At 68.4% G+C, this 20,843-nt stretch carries 21 protein-coding genes; 7 read left to right on the top strand and 14 right to left on the bottom strand.

From position 1 onward, the window contains the following. Nucleotides 1-66: 66 nt before the first annotated feature. From rplT to ACSQ2B_RS14090, 5 genes are all read right to left on the bottom strand, one after another. Nucleotides 67-423 carry a 50S ribosomal protein L20 gene (gene rplT, locus ACSQ2B_RS14110; protein WP_436050725.1) on the bottom strand — a complete coding sequence of 119 codons (357 nt, stop codon included), beginning with the start codon at nt 421-423 and terminating at the stop codon, nt 67-69. Between the two features lie 15 nt (nt 424-438). Next, nucleotides 439-639, bottom strand: coding sequence for a 50S ribosomal protein L35 (gene rpmI, locus ACSQ2B_RS14105; RefSeq protein ID WP_436050724.1), 201 nt, complete (start codon nt 637-639; stop codon nt 439-441). A gap of 223 nt (nt 640-862) precedes the next feature. Then, complete coding sequence (infC, locus tag ACSQ2B_RS14100) at nt 863-1,384, bottom strand: translation initiation factor IF-3 (protein ID WP_436050723.1); 522 nt, start codon at nt 1,382-1,384, stop codon at nt 863-865. Nucleotides 1,385-1,520: 136 nt separating this feature from the next. Further along, the gene (locus tag ACSQ2B_RS14095; protein WP_436050722.1) at nt 1,521-2,510 is read right to left on the bottom strand and encodes a glycosyltransferase family 9 protein; all 990 of its coding nucleotides are present in this window, start codon (nt 2,508-2,510) and stop codon (nt 1,521-1,523) included. Beyond that, on the bottom strand, nt 2,510-3,673 hold the full coding sequence (locus ACSQ2B_RS14090; RefSeq protein WP_436050721.1) for a glycosyltransferase family 4 protein: 1,164 nt from the start codon (nt 3,671-3,673) through the stop codon (nt 2,510-2,512). The genes ACSQ2B_RS14095 and ACSQ2B_RS14090 overlap by 1 nt, the downstream gene beginning before the upstream one ends. A gap of 79 nt (nt 3,674-3,752) precedes the next feature. On the opposite strand from ACSQ2B_RS14090, the gene ACSQ2B_RS14085 reads away from it, so the two are divergent. Continuing rightward, nucleotides 3,753-4,514 carry an alpha/beta hydrolase gene (locus tag ACSQ2B_RS14085; protein WP_436050719.1) on the top strand — a complete coding sequence of 254 codons (762 nt, stop codon included), beginning with the start codon at nt 3,753-3,755 and terminating at the stop codon, nt 4,512-4,514. A gap of 188 nt (nt 4,515-4,702) precedes the next feature. On the opposite strand, the gene ACSQ2B_RS14080 is transcribed toward ACSQ2B_RS14085, so the two are convergent. The 3 genes from ACSQ2B_RS14080 to ACSQ2B_RS14070 form a co-directional block, all read right to left on the bottom strand. Then, nucleotides 4,703-5,563 carry an SDR family oxidoreductase gene (locus tag ACSQ2B_RS14080; RefSeq protein WP_436050718.1) on the bottom strand — a complete coding sequence of 287 codons (861 nt, stop codon included), beginning with the start codon at nt 5,561-5,563 and terminating at the stop codon, nt 4,703-4,705. 3 nt (nt 5,564-5,566) lie between these two features. Continuing rightward, entirely contained in the window at nt 5,567-6,781 is a 1,215-nt protein-coding gene (locus ACSQ2B_RS14075) for an NAD-dependent epimerase/dehydratase family protein (protein WP_436050717.1), read from the bottom strand. Between the two features lie 247 nt (nt 6,782-7,028). Then, complete coding sequence (locus ACSQ2B_RS14070) at nt 7,029-7,898, bottom strand: UTP--glucose-1-phosphate uridylyltransferase (RefSeq protein ID WP_436050715.1); 870 nt, start codon at nt 7,896-7,898, stop codon at nt 7,029-7,031. A 235-nt stretch (nt 7,899-8,133) separates the two neighbouring features. On the opposite strand from ACSQ2B_RS14070, the gene ACSQ2B_RS14065 reads away from it, so the two are divergent. Beyond that, entirely contained in the window at nt 8,134-8,370 is a 237-nt protein-coding gene (locus ACSQ2B_RS14065) for a hypothetical protein (RefSeq protein WP_436050714.1), read from the top strand. A gap of 80 nt (nt 8,371-8,450) precedes the next feature. Here ACSQ2B_RS14065 and glmS read toward each other — a convergent pair whose 3' ends face one another. Next, a complete protein-coding gene (gene glmS / locus ACSQ2B_RS14060; protein ID WP_436050713.1) occupies nt 8,451-10,271 on the bottom strand; it encodes a glutamine--fructose-6-phosphate transaminase (isomerizing) in 1,821 nt (606 codons plus the stop codon). Between the two features lie 123 nt (nt 10,272-10,394). On the opposite strand from glmS, the gene glmM reads away from it, so the two are divergent. Next, nucleotides 10,395-11,747 (top strand): phosphoglucosamine mutase, encoded by a 1,353-nt coding sequence (glmM, locus tag ACSQ2B_RS14055; RefSeq protein WP_436050711.1) that lies wholly within the window; start codon nt 10,395-10,397, stop codon nt 11,745-11,747. Nucleotides 11,748-12,258: 511 nt separating this feature from the next. Here the strand turns inward: glmM and ACSQ2B_RS14050 are convergent. From ACSQ2B_RS14050 to ACSQ2B_RS14035, 4 genes are all read right to left on the bottom strand, one after another. Then, on the bottom strand, nt 12,259-13,563 hold the full coding sequence (locus tag ACSQ2B_RS14050; RefSeq protein WP_436050709.1) for a UDP-glucose dehydrogenase family protein: 1,305 nt from the start codon (nt 13,561-13,563) through the stop codon (nt 12,259-12,261). A 214-nt stretch (nt 13,564-13,777) separates the two neighbouring features. Continuing rightward, nucleotides 13,778-15,280 carry a phosphomannomutase/phosphoglucomutase gene (locus ACSQ2B_RS14045; RefSeq protein ID WP_436050707.1) on the bottom strand — a complete coding sequence of 501 codons (1,503 nt, stop codon included), beginning with the start codon at nt 15,278-15,280 and terminating at the stop codon, nt 13,778-13,780. Between the two features lie 159 nt (nt 15,281-15,439). Then, nucleotides 15,440-16,405, bottom strand: coding sequence for a KpsF/GutQ family sugar-phosphate isomerase (locus ACSQ2B_RS14040; protein WP_436050706.1), 966 nt, complete (start codon nt 16,403-16,405; stop codon nt 15,440-15,442). After that, nucleotides 16,402-16,647, bottom strand: a complete 246-nt coding sequence (locus ACSQ2B_RS14035) for a hypothetical protein (protein WP_436050705.1) — start codon at nt 16,645-16,647, stop codon at nt 16,402-16,404. The genes ACSQ2B_RS14040 and ACSQ2B_RS14035 overlap by 4 nt, the downstream gene beginning before the upstream one ends. A gap of 257 nt (nt 16,648-16,904) precedes the next feature. Between ACSQ2B_RS14035 and gpmA the strand changes: the two genes are divergently transcribed. From gpmA to ACSQ2B_RS14020, 3 genes are all read left to right on the top strand, one after another. Beyond that, the gene (gpmA, locus tag ACSQ2B_RS14030; RefSeq protein WP_436050704.1) at nt 16,905-17,618 is read left to right on the top strand and encodes a 2,3-diphosphoglycerate-dependent phosphoglycerate mutase; all 714 of its coding nucleotides are present in this window, start codon (nt 16,905-16,907) and stop codon (nt 17,616-17,618) included. Between the two features lie 147 nt (nt 17,619-17,765). Further along, entirely contained in the window at nt 17,766-18,200 is a 435-nt protein-coding gene (locus tag ACSQ2B_RS14025; RefSeq protein ID WP_436050703.1) for a riboflavin biosynthesis protein RibD, read from the top strand. Nucleotides 18,201-18,245: 45 nt separating this feature from the next. Then, the gene (locus ACSQ2B_RS14020; protein ID WP_436050702.1) at nt 18,246-19,505 is read left to right on the top strand and encodes a pentapeptide repeat-containing protein; all 1,260 of its coding nucleotides are present in this window, start codon (nt 18,246-18,248) and stop codon (nt 19,503-19,505) included. Between the two features lie 225 nt (nt 19,506-19,730). Here ACSQ2B_RS14020 and ACSQ2B_RS14015 read toward each other — a convergent pair whose 3' ends face one another. Further along, a complete protein-coding gene (locus ACSQ2B_RS14015) occupies nt 19,731-20,189 on the bottom strand; it encodes an Hsp20 family protein (protein ID WP_436050700.1) in 459 nt (152 codons plus the stop codon). 236 nt (nt 20,190-20,425) lie between these two features. Between ACSQ2B_RS14015 and ACSQ2B_RS14010 the strand changes: the two genes are divergently transcribed. Further along, nucleotides 20,426-20,794, top strand: coding sequence for a VOC family protein (locus tag ACSQ2B_RS14010; protein ID WP_436050699.1), 369 nt, complete (start codon nt 20,426-20,428; stop codon nt 20,792-20,794). Nucleotides 20,795-20,843 lie beyond the last annotated feature (49 nt).

Here is a 20,843-nt window from a genome sequence, read left to right as displayed (position 1 = left end):
CTCGGGTACGAAAAAGCCCTCCGGCTCACACCGGAGGGCTTTCGAAGATGGGAGTGATCCCGATCCTTAGGCCAGCGCGGCGCGAACCTTGTCGGCGATGGCCTTAAAGCCCACCGGGTCGTTGCCGGCGATGTCGGCCAGAACCTTGCGGTCCATCTCGATGCCGGCCTTGTTCAGGCCGAAGATGAACTGCGAATAGGTGTAGCCTTCCAGGCGCGCCGCGGCGTTGATCCGCTGGATCCACAGCGAGCGGAAGCTGCGCTTGCGGACCTTGCGGTCGCGGTAGGAATACTGGCCGGCCTTGTCCACGGCCGCCTTGGCGGTGCGGATGGTGTTCTTGCGGCGCCCGTAGAAGCCCTTGGCTTGCTCGAGGACCTTCTTGTGCTTGGCGTGGGCGGTTACGCCCCGTTTAACGCGTGCCATCTGTCAGGATCCTTCTTAGAGGCCGTAGGGCAGGAAGACTTTGATGATCTTGGCGTCGGCCTCGCTCATCACCTTCGTGCCGCGGTTCTGACGGATGTATTTGGCGTTGTGGCTGATCAGGCGGTGGCGCTTGCCGGCGACGCCGGCCTTCAGCTTGCCCGACGCCGTCATCTTGAAGCGCTTCTTCACGCCCGACTTCGTCTTCAGTTTCGGCATTTCACGTCGGAGCGATAAAGCCCCGTCCTCTTGGCGTGTTTACGAACCGCCATGGCATGCCTTGTCGGCCAGGCGGTTCCCGAAGGGCGTGGCTGATACGCCAAAGGCAGGGGGAATGCAACCTGCCTCCCGCCGGCTCCGGCGGGGGAGGTTAAGTGGAGGCCTCAAACGAAAACGGCCGCCCGGAGGCGGCCGCTCGCGATCGATCAGCGGATCGGCGCGCTTAGCGCGGGGCCAGGATCATGATCATCTGGCGGCCTTCCATGCGCGGCTCGTACTCGACCTTGGCCGTCGCCTCGAAGTCGGCCTTCACCTGCTGCAGCAGCTTCATGCCCAGTTCCGGGTGAGCCAGCTCACGGCCGCGGAAGCGCAGGGTGACCTTCACCTTGTCGCCTTCTTCGAAGAACCGGGTCATCGCCCGCTGCTTCACTTCGTAGTCGTGCTTGTCGATGTTGGGACGGAGCTTGATCTCCTTGATCTCCACCACCTTCTGCCGCTTGCGCGCCTCGTTCTTCTTCTTCTGTTCCTGGAACTTGAACTTGCCGTAGTCCAGGATCTTGCAAACGGGCGGATCCGCGTTCGGCACAATCTCCACCAGATCGAGACCGGCTTCTTCAGCGGCTTCGAGCGCGGAGGAGGTCGGCATCACCCCCTGTTTCTCACCGCTCTGGTCGATGAGGAGGACACGGGGAACACGGATTTCATCGTTGATGCGCGGCCCGTCCTTGACGGGAGGCGCCTGCATGGGGCGGCGAATAGGCGGGGCTCCTGGGTAGTTGATACGAAGCTAGTCGGTATGCGGGTAGATAATACGCAAACGCCGGGCGCGCTGGCAGCGGACCGGTCGATTGTGCAGTATATGCGTGACCGTTAACGCGGTATCAAGTCGCGCCGGCCTTCGCGCCGATCAAAGATTGTCCGCGTTGCGCCACGGTTGCGACCGCCAGGTCGGATAGCCGCTCGGCGCGGAGCACCGCAACCTTGCCCCGCGGGGCCGACAGCGCCGGGTCCGAGGCGCTGGAGAACAGCACCACGGTCGGCGCGCCGGCGGCTGCGGCCAGGTGCAGCGGGCCGGTGTCGTTGCCCACCGCCAGCGCCGCCCGGGCGCCCAACATGGCGATGCGGGCGAAGTCCGTGCGGCCGGTCAGGTCGCGGGCGCGCGGCACCTCGCGCTGGATGGCGTGGGCCAGCTCCGTCTCCTGCGGCCCGCCGATGATCACGATGTCGAAGCCCTTGGAGTAGAGGATGCGGGCCAGCTCACCGTACTTCTGCACCGGCCAGCGTTTCTCCGGCCGGTGCGCCGAGCCGCCGGGCACGAACATCACATAGGGCCTGGGCTTGACCCCGCCGGCCACCGGGCGCTCGGCCGGCTGGTTCTTCCAGATCCAGGAGAGGTCGGGCGAGGGCGCCGTCCCGGGCTCGGTCGGGGCGTCCGGCCAGATGCCGGCGTACATCAGCTGGTCGGCCTGGCGCTCCAGGGTGTGCATCGAATTGCGCAGCGGATTCTTGTGCGGCAGGGAGCAGCCGAAGGCGATCCCCGACCAGGCCGGCGGCTTGGGCCGGAGCGTCTGGAAGAGGCGGTTGGAGTGGGCCGAGGTCTGCAGATCGTAGACCCGGTCGTAGCCGGCGTGGCGGATCCGCGAGCGCAGCGCCATCCACTGGCCGAAGTTCTCCGGCCGGCCGTCGGTCTCGACCGCATTGAAGTAGGGGCAGATCTTCGCCAGGGCCTCGAACGGCGGGGTGGTGAGCAAGGTGATGTGCGCCTTGCGGTGCGCCTCGCGGATCCGCTTCATCGCCGTCAGGGCGAGTACGAAGTCGCCCAGGGCGGACAGCTTGATGACCAGGATCTTCTCGACCTTGCGGCGGGACATCAGGCGCGGGCCTCCAGAACCCGTTCATAGGCCTTGAGCGTGGCTTCGCACATGGCTTCGACGCGATAGAGCCGGCGGGCGCGGGCCATGGCGATGCTTCCCATCCGGGCGCGGCCCTCGGGGCCCACGTCGATGGCTTTCGCCAGCGCCGCGGCCCAGGCGTCGGCGTCGGACGGCGGGGCCAGCCAGCCGGTCTCGCCGTCGACCACCGTCTCCATGGTTCCGCCGTGGGCCGCGGCGATCACCGTGCGCCCCATGGCCTGGGGCTCGACCGCCGCGCGGCCGAAGGATTCCGGCACGGTGGTCGGCAGGATGGCGAGGTCGCAGAGCAGGAAGGCCGCGGGCATGTCGTCACAGTGGCCGACAATTCTGATCGCTTCCTGAAGGCCGGCGGTCTCGATCGCGGCGACCAGCTCCTGGCGATAGTCGGTGCGGCCCTGGTCGTCGCCGGCGAAGAGGAGGACGAAGTCGTCCCGTCCCTGCGCTTTCAGCTTGGCCGCGGCGGCGATGATCGTCAGGTGGCCCTTGATGCGGGTCAGCCGGCCGGCCAGCAGGATCTTGGTGCGCGCATCGTCCGGCGCGATCCCCCAGGCCTCGCCCAGGGCCGCGACGCGCTCGGGGGCGATGCGGTCGGGATCGAACCGGGCCAGGTCCACGCCGCGGGGGATGGACACGACCTTCGCCGGATCGAGGCGGTGCTCGGCCAGGACGTGGGCGCGGGTGTAGTCGGAATTGGCGATCACCAGGTCACCGCGGGTCATTACGGCGTTGTACCAGCGCTTCAGCCCGGTCTTGGCCTTGTAGATCCCGTGGTAGGTGGCGACGAACGGGGTCCTGGTCGCATGGGCCGCCCACAGCGCCGGGAACGCCGGGGCGCGCGAGCGGGCGTGGACCAGGCTCACCTTCTCGCGGCGGATCAGCTCGACCAGCCGCGCGGCGCTGCCGAGCATCACCAGCGGGTTCTTCGAATGCGCCGGCATGGCGACCAGCTCGCCACCGTCGGCCTCGAGCCTGGCCACCATCCGCCCGCCGCGGCTGGCCACCAGGGCGCGGCCGCCGGCCCGGACCACGGCGCGGGCGATCTCCAGCGCGCTTTGCTCGGCGCCGCCGGTCTCGAGTTCCGGGACGACCTGGAGGAGGGTGAAGTCGGGGGGAAGCGCCACATCCCTTGCTTAACGGCAAAAGAAGTCCCGTAAAGGGCGGCTGACTGACGGTCGAGGCCGGGCGCGTTAAGAGGCTGGCATGAGCGAGACGAGCGGATTCCTGGCCCGGCCCCCCCTCGGCGGCGGCGACGGCGAGCGGCTGGCCTGGCGGCGGGTGACGGGCGCAGCGCCCACGGTGGTCTGGCTGGGCGGCTACCGCTCAGACATGAGCGGGACCAAGGCCGAGGCCCTGGCCGACTGGGCGACGGCGAAGGGGCGCGGCTACCTGCGCTTCGACTACTTCGGCCACGGCGAATCTTCGGGCGATTTCCTCCAGGGCACCATCACCCGCTGGCGCGAGGATGCGCTGGCGGTGTTCGACGAACTGACCGAAGGGCCCCTGGTGCTGGTCGGCTCCTCGATGGGCGGCTGGATCTCCTGCCTGGCGGCGATGGCGCGGCCGGAGCGGATCGCCGCCCTGGTTCTGGTCGCGCCGGCTCCGGACTTCACCAGCAAGCTGATGCCGCTCAGCATTCCGCCTGACGCTCTTGAGGAGATCCGCCGGGCGGGGGTCTGGCTGCAGCCGTCGCAATACGGCGATCCCAACCCGATCACGCTCGCCCTGCTGGAAGACGGCGCGCGCTGGTCGATCCTGGACTCCGCCGTGCCGATCGCCGCGCCGGTGCGGATTCTCCAGGGCGGCGAGGACCCGGACGTGCCCTGGCGCCACGCCCTGGAGCTGGCCCAGGCGATCAAGAGCCAGGACGTGGTCTTCACCCTGATCAAGGACGGCGACCACCGGCTCTCGCGGCCGCAGGATCTGCAGCGCCTGGTGGCGGCGGTCTCGGAAGTCACCGAATAATCCACTGTTATCCCGGAAGCCGCTCAGCGGCTGTCCGGGACCCATGAACACGGCGTGGCAAGGTTCGCGTTGGCGCGGCTGCGGGCCGCCCTGCGTCGCCGTGTTCATGGGTCCCGGTCTTCGCTTCGCGAAACCGGGATGACAGCTTTTGTGGTGATGTTCCCGCGAAACCGGGATGACAGCTGGGGTTATCCCCCAGCCTCCAGCACCGCCTGCAGGCCTTCGCGATAGGTCGGATAGATCGGCCGCCAGCCGAGCTCGGCCTTGGCGAGGGCGTTCGAGACCCGCTTGCTCTCGGCGTAGAACCGCATCGCCGCGGGCGGCAGGCGCACGTCGGCCAGGGCGATCTCGGGCGGGACCGGCAGGCCCAGCAGTTGGGCGGCGTAGGCCACCACCTCGCTGTTCGGGCAGGGGAGGTCGTCGCACAGGTTGTAGGCCGCGCCGGCGCGTGGCCGCAGGATCGAGGCCTCCAGGCCGGCGGCCAGGTCGTCGACGTGGATGCGCGAGAAGACATGGCCGGGGCTGGTGATCCGCCGCGCGCGGCCTTCGCGCAGCCGGTCGAAGGTCGAGCGGCCGGGGCCGTAGATGCCGGGCAGGCGGAAGGCCGCGACGGTCAGCCCCATCCCGCGGCCCATCTCCCACCAGTCGCGCTCTGCCCTGACCCGGCGCGCGCCCTCGACGGACTGGGCGGCGAGGCGGCCGGTCTCGAACACCCAACCGCCCCGCCGGTCGCCGTAGACGCCGGTGGTCGAGAGATAGCCGATCCAGTCGGGGAAGGCGCCCGCGCGGGCGATGGCCGGCGCCAGCGCCGCCAGGGCCGGGCAGCCCTCGGCCGTCGGCGGGGCGCTGACCAGCACGGCGCGGACGTCGGCGAGCACGGCGCTCAGCTTTGCGGCGTCCGCCACATGCACCGGCTCGACGCCCTCGGCCGCCAGCCGGTCGGCGTCTTCCGGCCGGCGATAGCTCGCCGCGATCTCCCAGCCCTTGGCGCGCAGGCGCCGGGCGAGCGCCTGGGCGGAGAAGCCGTAGCCGAAGGTGAACAGACGCAAGCGCTACTCCGCGGCGGCCACAGCCTCGGCCTGGGCGCCGGCGGCGGCGGCCGCACGCTCCGCGTTCCAGTGCGAGACGCAGGGGATCTTGGTGAGGTCGGCGCGCCCGGCGTAGGCGCGGGCGATCTCGGCCGCTTCGAGCAACAACCCGTCCTCCAGGGTGATCGGATCCAGACCGTAGGTCAGAAGCCGGCGGTTCTCCACCATCAGCTCGTTCTCGTCGGCCTCCTGGCGCGGATTGGGCAGATGGGCGATCTGCGCCCCGGTCAACCGGGCGACCATCTGCGCCAGGTCGCGCACCCGCTGGCATTCGGTCATCTGGTTCATCACCTTGACCCGGTCGCCGCGCCTGGGCGGGTTGGCGAGCGCCAGCTCCACGCAGCGCACCGTGTCCTGGATGTTGATGAAGGCGCGGGTCTGGCCGCCCGGGCCGTGCACCGTCAGCGGATAGCCGACCGCCGCCTGCATCAGGAACCGGTTCAGCACGGTCCCGTAGTCGCCGTCGTAGTCGAAGCGGTTGATCAGCCGCGGGTCGAGCCGGGTCTCGCGCGTCTGCGTTCCCCAGACGATGCCCTGGTGCAGGTCGGTGATCCGCAGCCGGTCGTTGCGGGCGTAGAACTGGAAGAGCAGGGCGTCCTGGGTCTTGGTCAGGTGGTAGATCGAGCCCGGATTGGCCGGATAGAGGATCTCGCGGGCCTCCCAGCCGGACGGCGTCTCGACCTTCACCGTGAGATAGCCTTCGGGGATCGCCATGCCGGCGGTCCCGTAGCCGTAGACCCCCATGGTGCCGAGGTGCGCCAGGTGGATGTCAAGGCCGCTCTCGACGATGGCGGCCAGGATGTCGTTGGTGGCGTTGAGGTTGTTGTCGATCGTGTAGCGCTTGTGGCGCGCCGACTTCATCGAATAGGGCGCGGCGCGCTGTTCGGCGAAGTGGACGACGGCGTCCGGCCGCCAGGCGTTCAGGAGCGCCAGCAGGGCGTCATAGTCCTTGCCGACGGTGATCGGATGGAAGCCGATCTCCTGGCCCGAGACCTCGCGCCAGGCCCCCAGCCGGGCTTCGACGCCGGCGATCGGCGTCAGCGAGCCGGCCTGCAGCTCCGCGTCGATCCGCCGGCGCGACTGGTTGTCGGCGATCGCCACCTCCCAGCCCTGGGCCGAAAGGTGGAGGGCGGTGGGCCAGCCGCAGAAGCCGTCACCGCCAAGGATGAGCACGCGCATCCGCGCCTCCGAACCGCAAGAGCCCTGATCAAAGGGCTAACTCCTGAACAGCGGTTTCGGAAGCATGTTCGCCCTCCTCATGAAGGGCAGGGCTATCGCATATGGGCTCAAATCAAATCGTCATCCCGGCCGTAGCGAAGCGGAGAGCCGGGACCCAGGGGGTTCTGCAGTGCGGCGGCCCTGGGTCCGGGATGACGGACATTTTTCATACGCGATAGCCCTGCCATGAAGGGGAGGGCGTGGCCGTCTACAGCAGTTCCTGGATCGCCTTGCGGGCCGCGTCGGCGAGGTCCGGACGGCGCAGCGCGAAGGCGACGTTGGCGCGCAGTAGGCCGATCTTGTCGCCGCAGTCGTAGGTCACGCCTTCGTATTCGAGGGCGTGGAAGCTCTGGCGGCCCATCAGGGTCGCCATGCCGTCGGTCAGCTGGATCTCGCCGCCGGCGCCGCGCTCCTGGCTTTCGAGGATCTCGAAGATCTCGGGCTGCAGGATGTAGCGGCCGGAGATGAAGAGGTTCGACGGTTCGGTTCCGGGCGCAGGCTTCTCGACCATGCCGGTCATGCGGTTGAGCCGGCCGTCCTGCCCGTCGAGGGCGACGATCCCGTACTTGTGGGCCTCGCCAGGCGGGGCGGGCTCGACGCAGACGATGTTGCCGCCGACCTTGTCATAGGCGTCGACCACCTGGGCCAGCGCCGGGCGCTCGGTGGCCATCAGCATGTCGGGCAGCATGACCGCGAACGGCTCGTCGCCGATCACGTCGCGGGCGCACCAGACCGCGTGACCCAGGCCGTGCGGCGCCATCTGGCGCACGAAGCTCATCTGGCCGGGCTTGGGCAGGTCGCGCCGCACGTCCGCGAGGATGGCCGTCTTGCCCTTGGCCTCCAGGGTGTTCTCGATCTCGGGGCTGGCGTCGAAATAGTCCTCGATCGAGCCCTGTCCGCGCCCGACGATGAAGACGAAATGCTCGATGCCCGCCGCGCGCGCCTCTTCGACGATGTAGGAGAGGATCGGGCGGTCGACCACGTTGAGCATGTTCTTGGGAGTGGTCTTGGCTCCGGGGAGCACCCGGGTCCCCAGCCCCGCCACCGGCAGCACCGCCTTACGCACGCGTTTCGTCATTCAGCCCTCCGACTTCGTTCTTGCGCTTAAGCTTCAGCATTTGGTCGAGCGCAAACGCACGGTTTGCGCTTACGATCCCATTAAGGCGCCGGGAAGGACCCATGGCGGACCGGGAAGTATTTCGCAGCTCCTTGCGACAAAAATGCGCGCGGAGGACGTCATCACGATTTCGGGATCACACGAAGACGTGTAAGAGTCGCGCGTCGGGGGATTATCCTCCAGGGGAGCCTAGCAAATGAATATGCGCGTTCTGACCTCGGTCGCCGCCGCCGCCGTTCTGGCCGTGAGCCTGTCCGCCTGCCAAAAGAAGGCTGAAGAAGCCAACGCGGGCAACGCCGCTGACGCTGCGGCGGTCGAAACCACCAACACCACGACCACCACGACGACTGAAATGGGCAACGTCGACGCCGGCAACGCCGCCCCCATGGGCAATGTTGACGCCGGCAACGCCGCCCCGATGGGCAACTCCTAATATCGACTACTGCGAGCGGCCGCCCTCGGGCGGCCGCCGCATCCTTCCTGGCCTGGGACGCAGCCTCCCTGTTGTCGCCGCTATTCGACGGTGACCGACTTGGCCAGATTGCGCGGCTGATCCACGTCCGCGCCCTTCTGCACCGCGACATGATAAGCCAGGAGCTGGATCGGCGCTGACATCACCAGCGGTGCGATCAGCGGATCGCAACGCGGCGCGGTCACCACCACCCGAGCTCCCGCCGGCGCGTGCCGCTGGCCGTCCGGATCGGTGATGAAGATGACCTGGCCGCCGCGCGCCATCACCTCGCTCATGTTCGAGGCCGACTTCTCGAAATAGCTGTCGAACGGCGCCAGGATGACGATCGGCGTCTGCTCGTCGACCAGCGCGATCGGGCCGTGCTTCAGCTCTCCGGCGGCATAGCCCTCGGCGTGGATGTAGCTGATCTCTTTGAGCTTCAGAGCGCCTTCCAGCGCCAGCGGGTACATCGGGCCGCGGCCGAGGTAGAGGACGTCGCGCGCCTTGGCGACCTCGATGGCGATGTTGCGGACCGCCTCCTCCAGCTGGATCGATTCGGCGATCAGCCGCGGGGCTTCGAGCAGGACCCGCACCAGCCGCTTCTCCTCGGCCTCGTCGATCCGGCCGCGGGCGCGGGCGGCGGCGATGGCGAGCGCGGTCAGCACGCTGACTTGGGCGGTGAAGGCCTTGGTGGAGGCGACGCCGATCTCCGGCCCGCAATGGATCGGCCAGACCACGTCGACCTCGCGGGCGATGGTCGATTCCACCGTGTTGACGATGGCCGCGCTCCTCATCCCCTTTGCCTGGCAATAGCGCAGGGCCGCCAGGGTGTCGGCGGTCTCGCCCGACTGGGACATGGCGACCGCCAGCGAGCCCTTGGTCAGGGCCGGCTCGCGATAGCGGAACTCCGAGGCGATCTCGACGTCGACCGGCAGGTCGGCCAGGTGCTCGATCAGATACTTGCCCAGCAGGCCGGCGATATAGGAGGTGCCGCAGGCGACGACCTGCACGCGCTCCACCGCGGCGAAGTCGACCCCGCCGGGGACGCTGGTGAGGTCGGTGAGGGTGTCCACATAGGCCGCGATGGTGCGCTGACAGCCCTCCGGCTGGTCGTGGATCTCCTTCTCCATGAAGTGGCGATAGTTGCCCTTCTCCATCACCGCGGCGGAGGCCGGCAGGATCTTGATCGGCCGCTCGGCCGGCAGGCCCGCCTGGTCGAAGATCTTCGCCTCGTGATGATCGATGACGACGTAGTCGCCGTCCTCCAGGTAGGCGATGCGATTGGTGAAGGGGCCGAGCGCCAGGCCGTCGGAGCCGAGGAACATCTCGCCCTCGCCGTAGCCCACCGCCAGCGGCGGACCTTTGCGGGCGCCCAGGATCAGCTCACGCTCGCCGCCGACCAGCACCGCCAGGGCGTAGGCGCCGCGCAGCCGGTCGAGCGCAGCCTTGAAGGCGGCCAACGGCGCCAGGCCGTCGTTCAGCATCTCGTCCAGCAGGTGGGCGACGACCTCGGTGTCGGTGTCGCTGGCGAAGACCCGGCCCTTGGCCTGCAGCTCGGCCTTCAGCTCGGCGAAGTTTTCGATGATGCCGTTGTGCACCACAGCCACGCGACCGGCGATGTGCGGGTGGGCGTTGCGCTCGGTCGGCGCGCCGTGGGTGGCCCAGCGGGTGTGGCCGATTCCGGTCTCCGCGTTCAGGGGCTCCAGGGCCAGCACCGCCTCCAGCTCGCGCAGCTTGCCCGGCGCGCGCCGGCGTTCCAGCTTCCCGGCGACCTGGGCGGCGACCCCGGCGGAGTCGTATCCGCGATACTCCAGCCGCTTCAGGCTCTCGACCAGGCGCTCGGCGACCGGCCTGGTCCCGACGATGCCGATGATGCCGCACATTTGGTATGACGTCCTTTGTGGTAAATCGTCAGGGTCGCGATCACGACCGACAACATGCGCCTTTATCACTGGCTAAGCGGTCGTGAACTAAATCTGAGTTTCGGTTCGTTTCGAGAGAAGTCGATGAGCAAGCGCGCCTACTTCGGCACCGACGGCATTCGTGGCCAGGCCAATCTTCATCCGATGACCGCGGAAGTCGCCCTGCGCGTCGGCCTCGCCGCCGGCAAGCTCTTCATGTCGAAGGACGACCGCCGCCACCTGGTGGTGATCGGTAAGGACACGCGGCTCTCCGGCTACATGATCGAGCCGGCCCTGGTGGCGGGCTTCACCAGCGTGGGCATGGACGTGCGGCTGTTCGGGCCCCTGCCGACGCCGGGCGTGGCGATGATGACCCGCTCGCTGCGCGCCGACCTCGGCGTGATGATCTCGGCGTCGCACAACATCTTCTCCGACAACGGCATCAAGCTGTTCGGCCCGGACGGCTACAAGCTCTCCGACGACCGCGAGCTGGAGATCGAGGCCCTGATGGACCAGGGCCTGCAGGAGGGCCTGGCGCCGCCGACGGGGCTGGGCCGCGTGCAGCGGATCGACGACTGCCAGGCGCGCTATGTCGAGATCGCCAAGGCCACCTTCCCACGCCACCTGAGCCTCGCCGGCATGCGGGTGGTGATCGATTGCGCCAACGGCGCGGCCTACAAGGTGGCGCCCGAGGCGCTCTACGAGCTGGGCGCCGAAGTGATCCGGGTGGGCGTCTCGCCTGACGGCTTCAATATCAACGAGGAGTGCGGCTCGACCCATCCGGGGGCCATGCAGCGCTTGGTTAAGGAATACCGCGCCGACATCGGCATCGCCCTCGACGGCGACGCCGATCGTCTGGTGATCTGCGACGAGAAGGGTCAGGTCGTCGACGGCGACCAGATCATGGCCCTGATCGCCGGCCACTGGGCCGAGCGCGGCCGGCTGACCGGCGGCGGCGTGGTGGCCACGGTGATGTCGAACCTCGGCCTGGAGCGTTTCCTGCAGGCGCGCGGCCTGACGCTGGAGCGCACCCGGGTCGGCGACCGCTATGTCATGGAGCGGATGCGCGAAGGCGGCTTCAACCTCGGCGGCGAACAGTCCGGGCATCTCATCCTGCGCGACTATGCGACCACCGGCGACGGTCTCCTGGCGGCGCTGCAGGTGCTGACGGTGCTGAAGGAGGCCGACAAGCCGATGAGCGCGCTCGCCCGGCAGTTCGAACCGGTGCCGCAGCTCCTGGAGAACGTTCGCTTCGCCTCGGGCAAGCCGCTCGAGAGCAGCAAGGTCCAGGCGGTGATCGCCGAGGCCGAGCAGCGCCTCAACGGCTCCGGCCGCATCGTCGTGCGCGCCTCCGGCACCGAGCCGCTGATCCGCATCATGGCCGAGGGCGACGACGCGACGCTGGTCAAGCAGGTGGTCAAGGAGATCGCCGGCGTCGTGCGGCAGGCGGCGGCCTAGACCCAAGCCTTGCGCGTTCGTCAGGACGATCGGCGTCGATCCGGTCTTCTGGCGACGCGGTTGAGGCGGCGGAAGGCTGGCTTCAACCTTGAGATGTGATTCACATACCGCGTTAGGTTTCTGCTAAAGCAACCTACCCAAGCCGCGCTCGTTATGACATGGTTGTAATAATACGGTCCGGAAGAGGCCGGGGAGTTAGAGCCTTGGGAGGATTCATGGGGCGCCATCTCGCGCTTGCCGGAGCAGGAAGACCGGAGCAGCGCGCCGCGCGCTCGGTTGCGTGCTTGGCCTTCGTCATTTTCCTCAGCATCGCCTTCTGGACCGGCGCGCTCTGGATCGCCGACTTCCTCATCCACATGGGCTCCCTTGGCGGCTACTGAGCCGCCGAAGAGGCGTTAGGCGTCGCCCCCATTGCGACGGGGCGCTGGCGCGCGCAGGTCGCTTTCGACGAAGGCGGCCGCAGCGCCGCCCTCGTCCAGCCGATTCCTAGAGCCCGAACAGACCGATCCGGTCAGGCCCGGCCGACGCTCGTATAGGCGAAGCCGCGGGCGCGCACGTCGTCGGGCTTGTAGATGTTGCGCAGATCGATCAGCGCCGGCCGCCGCATCAGCGCCTTGATGCGATCGAGGTCGAGTGCGCGGAACTGATCCCACTCGGTGATGATCACCAGCGCATCGGCGCCTTCGGCCGCCGCATAGGGGTCGTCCTTGAAGGCCACCCCGGGCAGCATCTGAACCGCCTCGTGGCCCTCGGGGTCGAAGGCCTGCACCGTCGCGCCCGCCGCCTGCAGGGCCGGGATGATGTCCAGGCTGGGGGCGTCGCGCATGTCGTCGGTGTTCGGCTTGAAGGTCAGGCCCAGGACGCCGATGGTCTTGCCGGCCAGGTCCCCGCCTTCGACGGCGGCCTTCACCTTCAGCACCATCGCCTTCTTGCGGGCGTCGTTCACCTCGACCGTGGTCTCGATCAGGCGCACGGGCGTGCCGGCCGCGCGGGCGGTGCGCACCAGGGCGATCGTGTCCTTCGGGAAGCAGGATCCGCCGTAGCCGGGCCCGGCGTTCAGGAACTTGCCGCCGATCCGCTTGTCGAGGCCGACGCCGCGCGCCACCTGCTGGACGTCCGCGCCGACCGCCTCGCAGAGCTCGGCGATCTCGTTGATGAAGGTGATCTTCATCGCCAGGAAGGCGTTGCCGGCGTACTTGATCAGCTCCGAGGTGCGACGGCCGGTGAACTGGATCGGCGTCTCGTTCAGGTAGAGCGGCCGGTAGAGTTCGTTCATCACCGCCTGGGCGCGCTCGTCGTCGGTGCCCACGACCACCCGGTCCGGCCGCTTGAAGTCCTCGATCGCCGCGCCCTCGCGCAGAAACTCAGGATTGGAGACCACCGCCACGTCGGCGTCGGGCCGCACGCGCTTCATGATGGCCTCGATCTCGTCGCCGGTTCCCACCGGGACGGTGGACTTGGTGACGATCACCGTGAAGCCTTCGACCAGGCCGGCGATCTCTTCGGCCGCGGCGTAGACGTAGGTGAGATCCGCATGGCCGTCGCCGCGGCGGGACGGCGTGCCGACCGCGATGAAGACCGCGTCGGCGTTGCGCACGGCCTCCTTGGCGTCGGTGGTGAAGAACAGCCGGCCGGCCTTGACGTTGTCGGCCACCAGCTTGTCGAGACCCGGCTCGTAGATCGGAATGCCGCCCGACTGCAGCCTCTCGATCTTGCCGCCGTCCTTGTCGATGCAGGTCACGATATGCCCGAAGTCGGCGAAACACGCGCCGCTAACCAGGCCAACATAACCGGTGCCGATCATCGCCACTTGCATGGATCGAGGTCCTCGAGAGTGTGGTAGGCGGCTGCGCTTTGAGCATGTGGCGCGCTTGAGCCGCTAGAGACTTGGCGCCACAGCGCGGGTGAAATGGGTGGTCCTGTTTCGGGAGCGGTCACGCAGGCGCTCCGAACGCCTCTTCAGTCAGCTTGGCCGGCTGTTCCCCGCTTCGCCGGAGAACAGCCTTGCCTGAGGAGAGCGTCCGCTCGATTCAGATCTCCTGGTTGTAGGCGCCGATTTCCGGCCGCTTGGCGAGACGGGGCTTCACCTCGTCGCGGAAGAGGGCGCGCATGTCGTCGTCGGAGCGGGAGCTTTCCACCACGACGACGATCTCGGGCTTGTTGGACGAGGCGCGGACCAGCACCCAGGAGCCGTCCTCCAGCGCCACGCGGACGCCGTTGACGGTGATCAGGTCGGTGATCTTGCGGCCCAGGATCGAGCCGCCGTCCGCATGCAGTTGGGTGTATTCGGCGATCACGTCGTCGACGATCTTGTACTTCACCTCGTCGGCGCAGTGCGGGCTCATGGTCAGCGAGGTGTAGGCGATCGGCAGGGCCTTCTTCAGGTCCGACAGCTTCTTGCCCGGGTTGCGGTCCAGCATGGCGAGGATCGCCGCCGCCGCAACCAGCCCGTCGTCGTAGCCGCGGCCCAGCGGGGCGTTGAAGAAGAAATGGCCGCTCTTCTCGAAGCCGGCGAGCGCGCCGAGTTCGGCGGTCTTGCGCTTGATGTAGGAGTGGCCGGTCTTCCAGTAGACGGTCTTGGCGCCGTTGGCCTTCAGCACCTCGTCGGTGGAGAACAGGCCCGTCGACTTCACGTCGACGATGAAGGTGGCGTCGGGATGCAATTGAGAAAGATCCCGGGCGAGCATCAAGCCGATCTTGTCGGCGAAGATCTCCTCGCCCTCGTCGTCCACCACGCCGCAGCGGTCGCCGTCGCCGTCGAAGCCCAGGCACAGGTCCGCGCCGTGCTCGCGCACCGCCTTGGACATGGCGTGCAGCATGACGCTGTCTTCGGGGTTCGGATTGTACTTGGGGAAGGTGTAGTCGAGCTCGCAATCCATCTCGATCAGATCGATCACGCCCATGGCTTTCAGCGCCTTGACCGCGAAGGCGCCGGCGGTGCCGTTGCCGCAGGCGGCGATCACCTTCAGCGGACGCTTCAAGCTGACGCGCGAGGCGGCGTCGGCGATGTAGCGCTCGGCCACGCCGTCGACCTGGGCCACCGAGCCGCCGGGACGCTGCTGCCAGGTCCCCGACAGCACGATCTCCTTCAGCCGGCCCATTTCGTCGGGGCCGAAGGTCAGCGGCCGCTGGGCGCCCATCTTCACGCCCGTCCAGCCGTTCTCGTTGTGGCTGGCGGTGACCATGGCGACGCAGGGGGCGTCGAGGTCGAACTGGGCGTAGTAGGCCATCGGCGAGACGGCCAGGCCGATGTCTAGGACCTCGCAGCCGGCCGAAATGAGGCCGATGATCAGCGCCTGTTTGATCGACAGCGAATAGGAGCGGTAGTCGTGGCCGACGACGATGCGCTTCTGGCCGAGCTCGTGGATATAGGTGCCGAGGCCCAGGCCCAGCGCCTGGATGCCCAGCAGATTGATCTCCGGTCCGAACAGCCAGCGCGCGTCGTACTCACGGAAGCCGGTCGCCTTAACCAGAGGCAGGATCTCGTAGTCGAAGGTGTTCGGGATCAGGTCGGCGCGAGGTGCGGGCAGCATCGGAACTCCGAGAAAATTACGGGTCTGGCTTGGTGTTTTAGAGAGAGGTGGTTCGCAAGACTACAACGCGTAGCTGAGCAATGGCCTCCTAGACGCAGAATTGCACCCTTTCGTGTCACAGCTGCGCCCATCGTTCGATTGGAGAGGGGCCGCTCGCGCTCACATCACGCCGGCGCGCAGGATGTCGTGGACGTGGAGGATGCCCACCGGCCGTCCGTCGTCGACGACGAAGAGCACGGTGACGGCCGGCGCCGGGTCGCTCATCCGGGCGAGCGCCTCGGACGCCAGCATGTCCGGCGGCACGGTCTTTTTCGGGCCCGGCGTCATCACCTCGCCGGCGGAATGGTCGAGCAGGCCGTCGATGTGGCGGCGCAGGTCGCCGTCGGTGACCGCGCCCAGCAGCCGGCCGCCGGCGTCGGTGACGCCGACGATCCCCCAGCGCTTCTCGGTCATCACCAGCAGGGCCTGGCGCATCGGCGTGGCCTGGTCGACCAGGGGCAGCTCCTCCTCGCCGTGCATCAGGTCGCGCACGGTGCGCAGCATGGCGCCCAGCTTGCCGCCGGGATGGAAGAGGTGGAAATCCTGCGGCTTGAACCCGCGTCGTTCGAGCAGGGCTACGGCCAGGGCGTCGCCGAGGGCGATCTGCAGGGTGGTGGAGGTGGTCGGCGCGTTCACCTCCGAGGTCGCCTCGCCGGCTTCGACGAGCTTGAGGGCCACGTCGGCGGCGCGCCCCAGGGCGCTGGAGGGCTCGGCGGTGATGGCGATCAGCGGGATGGCGAAGCGCTTGGCGTAGGCCAGCACGTCGGCCAGCTCGCGGGCCTCGCCGGACTTCGAGAGCGCCAGGATCACGTCGTCCCCGGTGATCATGCCGAGGTCGCCATGGCTGGCTTCGGCCGGATGGACGAAGAAGGCCGAGGCGCCGGTCGAGGCGAAGGTGGCGGCGATCTTGCGCGCCACGTGGCCGGACTTGCCCATGCCCGTGCAGATGATCCGGCCCTTGGCGGCGAACAGCAGGTCCACGGCGCGGCCGAAGCTGGCGTCGAGCGCCTGGACCTGGGCGGCCAGGGCCTCGGCTTCGGCGGCCAGGACCCGGCGGCCCACGGCGATGGCGTCGAAGCCGCTCATTCCCCGGGCGCGATCGCCTGGGACTGCAAGGTGCGAACGGTGTCGCGGGCGTCGTTCATGCGGCGCTGGGCGGCTTCGGTCTCGCGACGCATGGCGGCCTGCACCTCGGGCTTCTGCTGCTCAGGAACCTGGCCGAACGGTCCCGGCGAGCGCGCGCCCAGTCCCTGCGGCCAGACCAGCGACAGCGCAATGGCGGCCAGGGCGGCCAAGCCCAGCATCGGCATGAAGAGACGATCCAGCATCGCGCGGTCTATAGCGGGTCCGGAGCCTCTGGGCCAACAGCAGGCATCATCCCGCAAGGCGCGCAGCGGCTGTCCGGGATCCCTAAACACGACGTATGGGGATCGAAGCGGCGCCTTCGACGCAGGCGCCCGGCCGGTTCCGTGTTCATGGATCTCGGTCTTCGCTGCGCGAAAGCGCGATCACGGCGAGGGTTGACGGCCTAGGGCATAAGACCCTAGCGCCTCTGCCAACTCACGCTTCTAGAAAGGTCCTGCCCTTGCCGACGCTCATCCTGTTGCGCCATGGCCAAAGCCAATGGAACCTGGAGGACAAGTTCACCGGCTGGGTGGACGTGGACCTGACGCCCGAGGGCGAGGCCCAGGCGAAGAAGGGCGGCGAGCTGATCAAGCAGGCCGGCCTCGCCATCGACCTCTGCTTCACCTCGGTGCTGACGCGCGCGATCCGCACCTCCTGGCTCGCCCTGGCCGCGGCCGACCAGGCCTTCGTGCCGGAGATCAAGGACTGGCGGCTGAACGAGCGTCATTACGGCGGGCTGACCGGCCTCAACAAGACCGAGACCGCCGCCAAGCACGGCGCGGACCAGGTGAAGGTCTGGCGCCGCTCCTACGACGTGCCGCCGCCGCCGCTGGCGCCCGGCGGCGAGTACGACTTCGCAAAGGATCGCCGCTACGCCGGCGCCGTCCTGCCGGACACCGAGAGCCTGAAGACCACGCTCGAGCGGGTCGAGCCCTATTGGGGAGGCGAGATCGCGCCACGCCTGAAGGCCGGCGAGACGGTGCTGGTGGCCGCGCACGGCAACTCGCTCAGGGCCATCGTCAAGCTGCTGTTCGCCCTCTCCGACGAGGCGATCATCGACATCGAGGTGCCGACCGGCAATCCGCTGCTGATCGACCTGGACGGCGACCTCAGGCCTCGCGCGGCGCGCTACCTCGACGCGGCGCGAGCCACGACCCTGCCCACCCTCGTCTAACCCCATGGTGTCATCCCGGTTTTGGCGCGAAGCGCCGAAGACCGGGATCCATGAACACGGCGTCATCGTGCTAGCCTGGCCTCGCCGTGTGCATGGGTCCCGGACAAGCCGCTTGCGCGGCTTTCCGGGATGACAGTTGAGGATGGGATGACTGCTGACGAAACCTTCATGCGCCGGGCCATCGCGCTGGCGGCGCAGAACGTGGGGCGGACCGGCGAAAACCCGTCGGTCGGCTGCGTGCTGGTGAAGGACGGCGTGGCGATCGCCGAGGCGGTGACCGCGCCGGGAGGTCGTCCGCATGCGGAGGAACAGGCGCTCGCCGCGGCCGGCGCGGCGGCCCGGGGCGCGGTCGCCTTCGTGACGCTGGAGCCCTGTGCGGCGCGCTCGTCGGGCCAGCCCTCCTGCGCCGAGCGGCTGGCGCGGGCAGGGGTTTCGCGCGTGATCGTCGCCTGCGAGGACGCCTCGAAGTTCGCCTCCGGCCAGGGCGAGGCGCGCCTGCGCGAGGCCGGCGTGCCAATGGAGGCCGGCCTGCTCGCCGACGAGGCCGCCCCGCTCTACGCGAGCTATCGGCCAGCGATTTGAACGCAATGCAGAATTAACGGGCTGAGGCTTACCCTGCTCGGCGCAATGACCGCCGTGAACAGCCAAGGCCCTGCCTATCGCAAGCTCACCCAGGCGGAGCTCAATCTGGTCTGCGCCAAGCACGACCGGTTGTGGAGCTCCAAGCCGGGCGGGGCGCGCGCCGCCTTGGCCTGGATGGACCTGACGGGCCTCGACCTGCGCGGCCGCAACCTGTGCGATGCGGACCTGACCGGCGCCATCCTGTTCGACTGCCAGATGCGCGGCGCGCGGCTCGACCACGCGAACCTGTACGGCGCCGACCTGCAGTGCGCGGACCTCTACGAAGCCTCGCTGCGGCGCGCGGACCTGCGCGGCGCCTGCCTGCGCAACGCCAACCTGACGGGTGCGGATCTGTTCGAGGCCGACCTGCGCGAAGGGGCCGTGGCCGCCGCCGACCGCAAGGAAGGCTTCCGCCTGCTCGAGGCGCGGACGCGGCCGGGCCAGGCCCAGGGCGCGATCCTCGCCGGCGCCAATCTCGAGCGATCGAGGCTGGGCGGCATCCTGGCGCTGAAGGCCGATTTCAGCGACGCCATCCTGAAGGACGCCAAGCTGGTGCGGGCGAACCTGAAGCAGGCGAACATGAAGGGCGCCAACCTGTCCGGCGCCGACCTCTCCGGCTGCGAGCTGGCGGGCGCCAATCTCCAGGATGCGGTCCTGGTGGGCTGCACCACCAACGGCTGGAACGTCTCGGACGCCAACCTGAAGGGCGTGCTGACCGATGCGCCCGCCGGCACGCCGGCCTCGTCCATGCCCTACCAGGAGATGATCCAGGAGCACGCCCGCTGGTGCGAGACCGGCGGCGCCCAGGGCAAGCCTTCGGTGTTCGACGGGGCGGATCTTCGCGCCCTCAAGAGCATCGGCGGCTTCAACCTGACGGCGCTGTCGGCCAAGGGCGCGGTCCTCTACGCCCTCGACATGGAAGGCGTGCAGCTGCAGGGCGCCCATCTGGAAGGCGCGGACCTGCGCAACACCAACCTTCGCCGCGCCGACCTGCGCGGCGCCAAGCTGCGCGGCGCCAAGCTCGCCGGGGCGGATCTTCGCGAGGCCCAGATGGGCCCGCTGCTGCTCGGCGGCGACCGCGTCCTGCCGTGCGACCTGACGGAGGCCAACCTGAAGGGGGCGGATCTCTCGAACGCCGACCTGCGCCAGGCCATCCTCGCCCACGCCGACGTCAGCCGCGCCAACTTCACCGGCGCCCTGCTGCGCCAGGTCAACGCCACCGGCGCGACCCGCTCAGGCGCGCGCGGGCTGGAAGAGGTGATCTGAGGCGCTTCGCGAACCACGAAATACACGAAATACACGAAAGCGTCCGGGGTGCTGCTTGGCCGTGACCTGCGATCCGACCGGCCGACGACCGGTCCTTGTGTGTCTGAGACCCGCAGTGGGCGCACTCTGAGCACCATGGTTTTCGTGTATTTCGTGTATTTCGTGGACAAATAAAAAGGGCGGCGCCTTGCGACGCCGCCCTTCGGTTGGTCCGCAGCGGAAGGCTTACGCGGCCTTTTCGCCCTCGATCAGGGTCGCCTCGGGCGCGCCGGCGTTGATCTCGATGCGGCGGGGTTTCAGGGCTTCGGGCAGCTCGCGCTTCAGCGAGATGGAGAGCAGGCCGTCGGCGAGCCTGGCCTCGGTCACGACGACATAGTCGGCGAGCTGAAAGCGGCGCTCGAAACTGCGCTCGGCGAGACCGCGGTGCAGGTAGCGACGGACCTCGTCATTGGCGGCCTTGCGACCTTGGACGGTGAGGAGGTTCTCCTTCACGTCGATGCTGAGCTCTTCCGGACGGAAGCCGGCCACCGCGATTTCGATGCGGTAGGCATCCTCGTCGGTGCGCTCGATGTTGTAGGGCGGATAGCCGCTGGCCGCCTCGGTGGTCGCCGCGTCGAGCAGCGAGGCCAGCCGGTCGAAGCCGACGACGGAGCGATAGAGGGGGGCGAAATCGATCGTACGCATAGGTCTCTCACCTTCTTCATAAGCAAGGTTGCGTGTCGTTCAGGACTGTCGGCGACCCGAGTTCGGCGTCGCCTGGTGACCCGGAAGGCCCGGACATCCAGCGCCTTCGATGGTTGAGGTAGGCGCCGGAAAATGGCCCTTCAAGGGGGCGTGCGCGAGACGGCGAGGCGATTGATTGTGGCGCGTGTCACCGCCGGCCGTATGATCGCGCCCGCCTGTTGCAACGAGGATCACCCATGCTGAGCTACGCCACGGTCGGCTCGAACGACTTCGAAAAATCCGTCCCCTTCTTCACCGAGTTGCTGGCGCTCCAGGGGGTCAGCAAGATGTTCGACCATCCGCGCGGCGGGGTGATGTTCGCCAAGGACGGCAAGCTGGTGCTTGGCGTCCTGGCGCCCTTCAACGGCGAAGCCGCCACGACCGGCAACGGGACGATGGTGGCGTTCGACCTGCCGAGCCGCGAGGCGGTGGACGCCTTCCACGCCAAGGCGCTGGAGCTCGGCGCCAGCGACGAGGGCGCGCCGGGCGAGCGGGGTCCGGGCTTCTACATGGCCTATTTCCGCGATCCGGAAGGCAATAAGTTCTGCGCCTGCCGCCTCGGCTAGGCCCGCGGCGGCCCTCGTCGGGCCGCCGTCGTCAGAGCCGATAAGCGGA

The organism is Phenylobacterium sp. LjRoot225 (assembly GCF_964252855.1).
In the GTDB taxonomy this organism is placed as follows: domain Bacteria; phylum Pseudomonadota; class Alphaproteobacteria; order Caulobacterales; family Caulobacteraceae; genus Phenylobacterium.
Note: the sequence above shows the minus strand (reverse complement) of the source record. Positions and strands in the feature narration are given on the sequence as shown.

Excerpts from the sequence above, each read along its gene's own strand:
- rpmI (WP_436050724.1), bottom strand. The coding sequence starts at position 639 with ATGCCGAAACTGAAGACGAAGTCGGGCGTGAAGAAGCGCTTCAAGATG.
- glmS (WP_436050713.1), bottom strand. The coding sequence starts at position 10,271 with ATGTGCGGCATCATCGGCATCGTCGGGACCAGGCCGGTCGCCGAGCGC.
- ACSQ2B_RS14035 (WP_436050705.1), bottom strand. The coding sequence starts at position 16,647 with ATGCTGGATCGTCTCTTCATGCCGATGCTGGGCTTGGCCGCCCTGGCC.
- ACSQ2B_RS14075 (WP_436050717.1), bottom strand. The coding sequence starts at position 6,781 with ATGCGCGTGCTCATCCTTGGCGGTGACGGCTTCTGCGGCTGGCCCACC.
- ACSQ2B_RS14010 (WP_436050699.1), top strand. The coding sequence starts at position 20,426 with ATGCTGAGCTACGCCACGGTCGGCTCGAACGACTTCGAAAAATCCGTC.
- ACSQ2B_RS14050 (WP_436050709.1), bottom strand. The coding sequence starts at position 13,563 with ATGCAAGTGGCGATGATCGGCACCGGTTATGTTGGCCTGGTTAGCGGC.
- ACSQ2B_RS14070 (WP_436050715.1), bottom strand. The coding sequence starts at position 7,898 with ATGACGAAACGCGTGCGTAAGGCGGTGCTGCCGGTGGCGGGGCTGGGG.
- ACSQ2B_RS14015 (WP_436050700.1), bottom strand. The coding sequence starts at position 20,189 with ATGCGTACGATCGATTTCGCCCCCCTCTATCGCTCCGTCGTCGGCTTC.
- ACSQ2B_RS14085 (WP_436050719.1), top strand. The coding sequence starts at position 3,753 with ATGAGCGAGACGAGCGGATTCCTGGCCCGGCCCCCCCTCGGCGGCGGC.
- ACSQ2B_RS14020 (WP_436050702.1), top strand. The coding sequence starts at position 18,246 with ATGACCGCCGTGAACAGCCAAGGCCCTGCCTATCGCAAGCTCACCCAG.
- ACSQ2B_RS14095 (WP_436050722.1), bottom strand. The coding sequence starts at position 2,510 with ATGTCCCGCCGCAAGGTCGAGAAGATCCTGGTCATCAAGCTGTCCGCC.
- rplT (WP_436050725.1), bottom strand. The coding sequence starts at position 423 with ATGGCACGCGTTAAACGGGGCGTAACCGCCCACGCCAAGCACAAGAAG.
- glmM (WP_436050711.1), top strand. The coding sequence starts at position 10,395 with ATGAGCAAGCGCGCCTACTTCGGCACCGACGGCATTCGTGGCCAGGCC.
- ACSQ2B_RS14025 (WP_436050703.1), top strand. The coding sequence starts at position 17,766 with ATGACTGCTGACGAAACCTTCATGCGCCGGGCCATCGCGCTGGCGGCG.
- ACSQ2B_RS14065 (WP_436050714.1), top strand. The coding sequence starts at position 8,134 with ATGAATATGCGCGTTCTGACCTCGGTCGCCGCCGCCGCCGTTCTGGCC.
- ACSQ2B_RS14045 (WP_436050707.1), bottom strand. The coding sequence starts at position 15,280 with ATGCTGCCCGCACCTCGCGCCGACCTGATCCCGAACACCTTCGACTAC.
- ACSQ2B_RS14040 (WP_436050706.1), bottom strand. The coding sequence starts at position 16,405 with ATGAGCGGCTTCGACGCCATCGCCGTGGGCCGCCGGGTCCTGGCCGCC.
- infC (WP_436050723.1), bottom strand. The coding sequence starts at position 1,384 with ATGCAGGCGCCTCCCGTCAAGGACGGGCCGCGCATCAACGATGAAATC.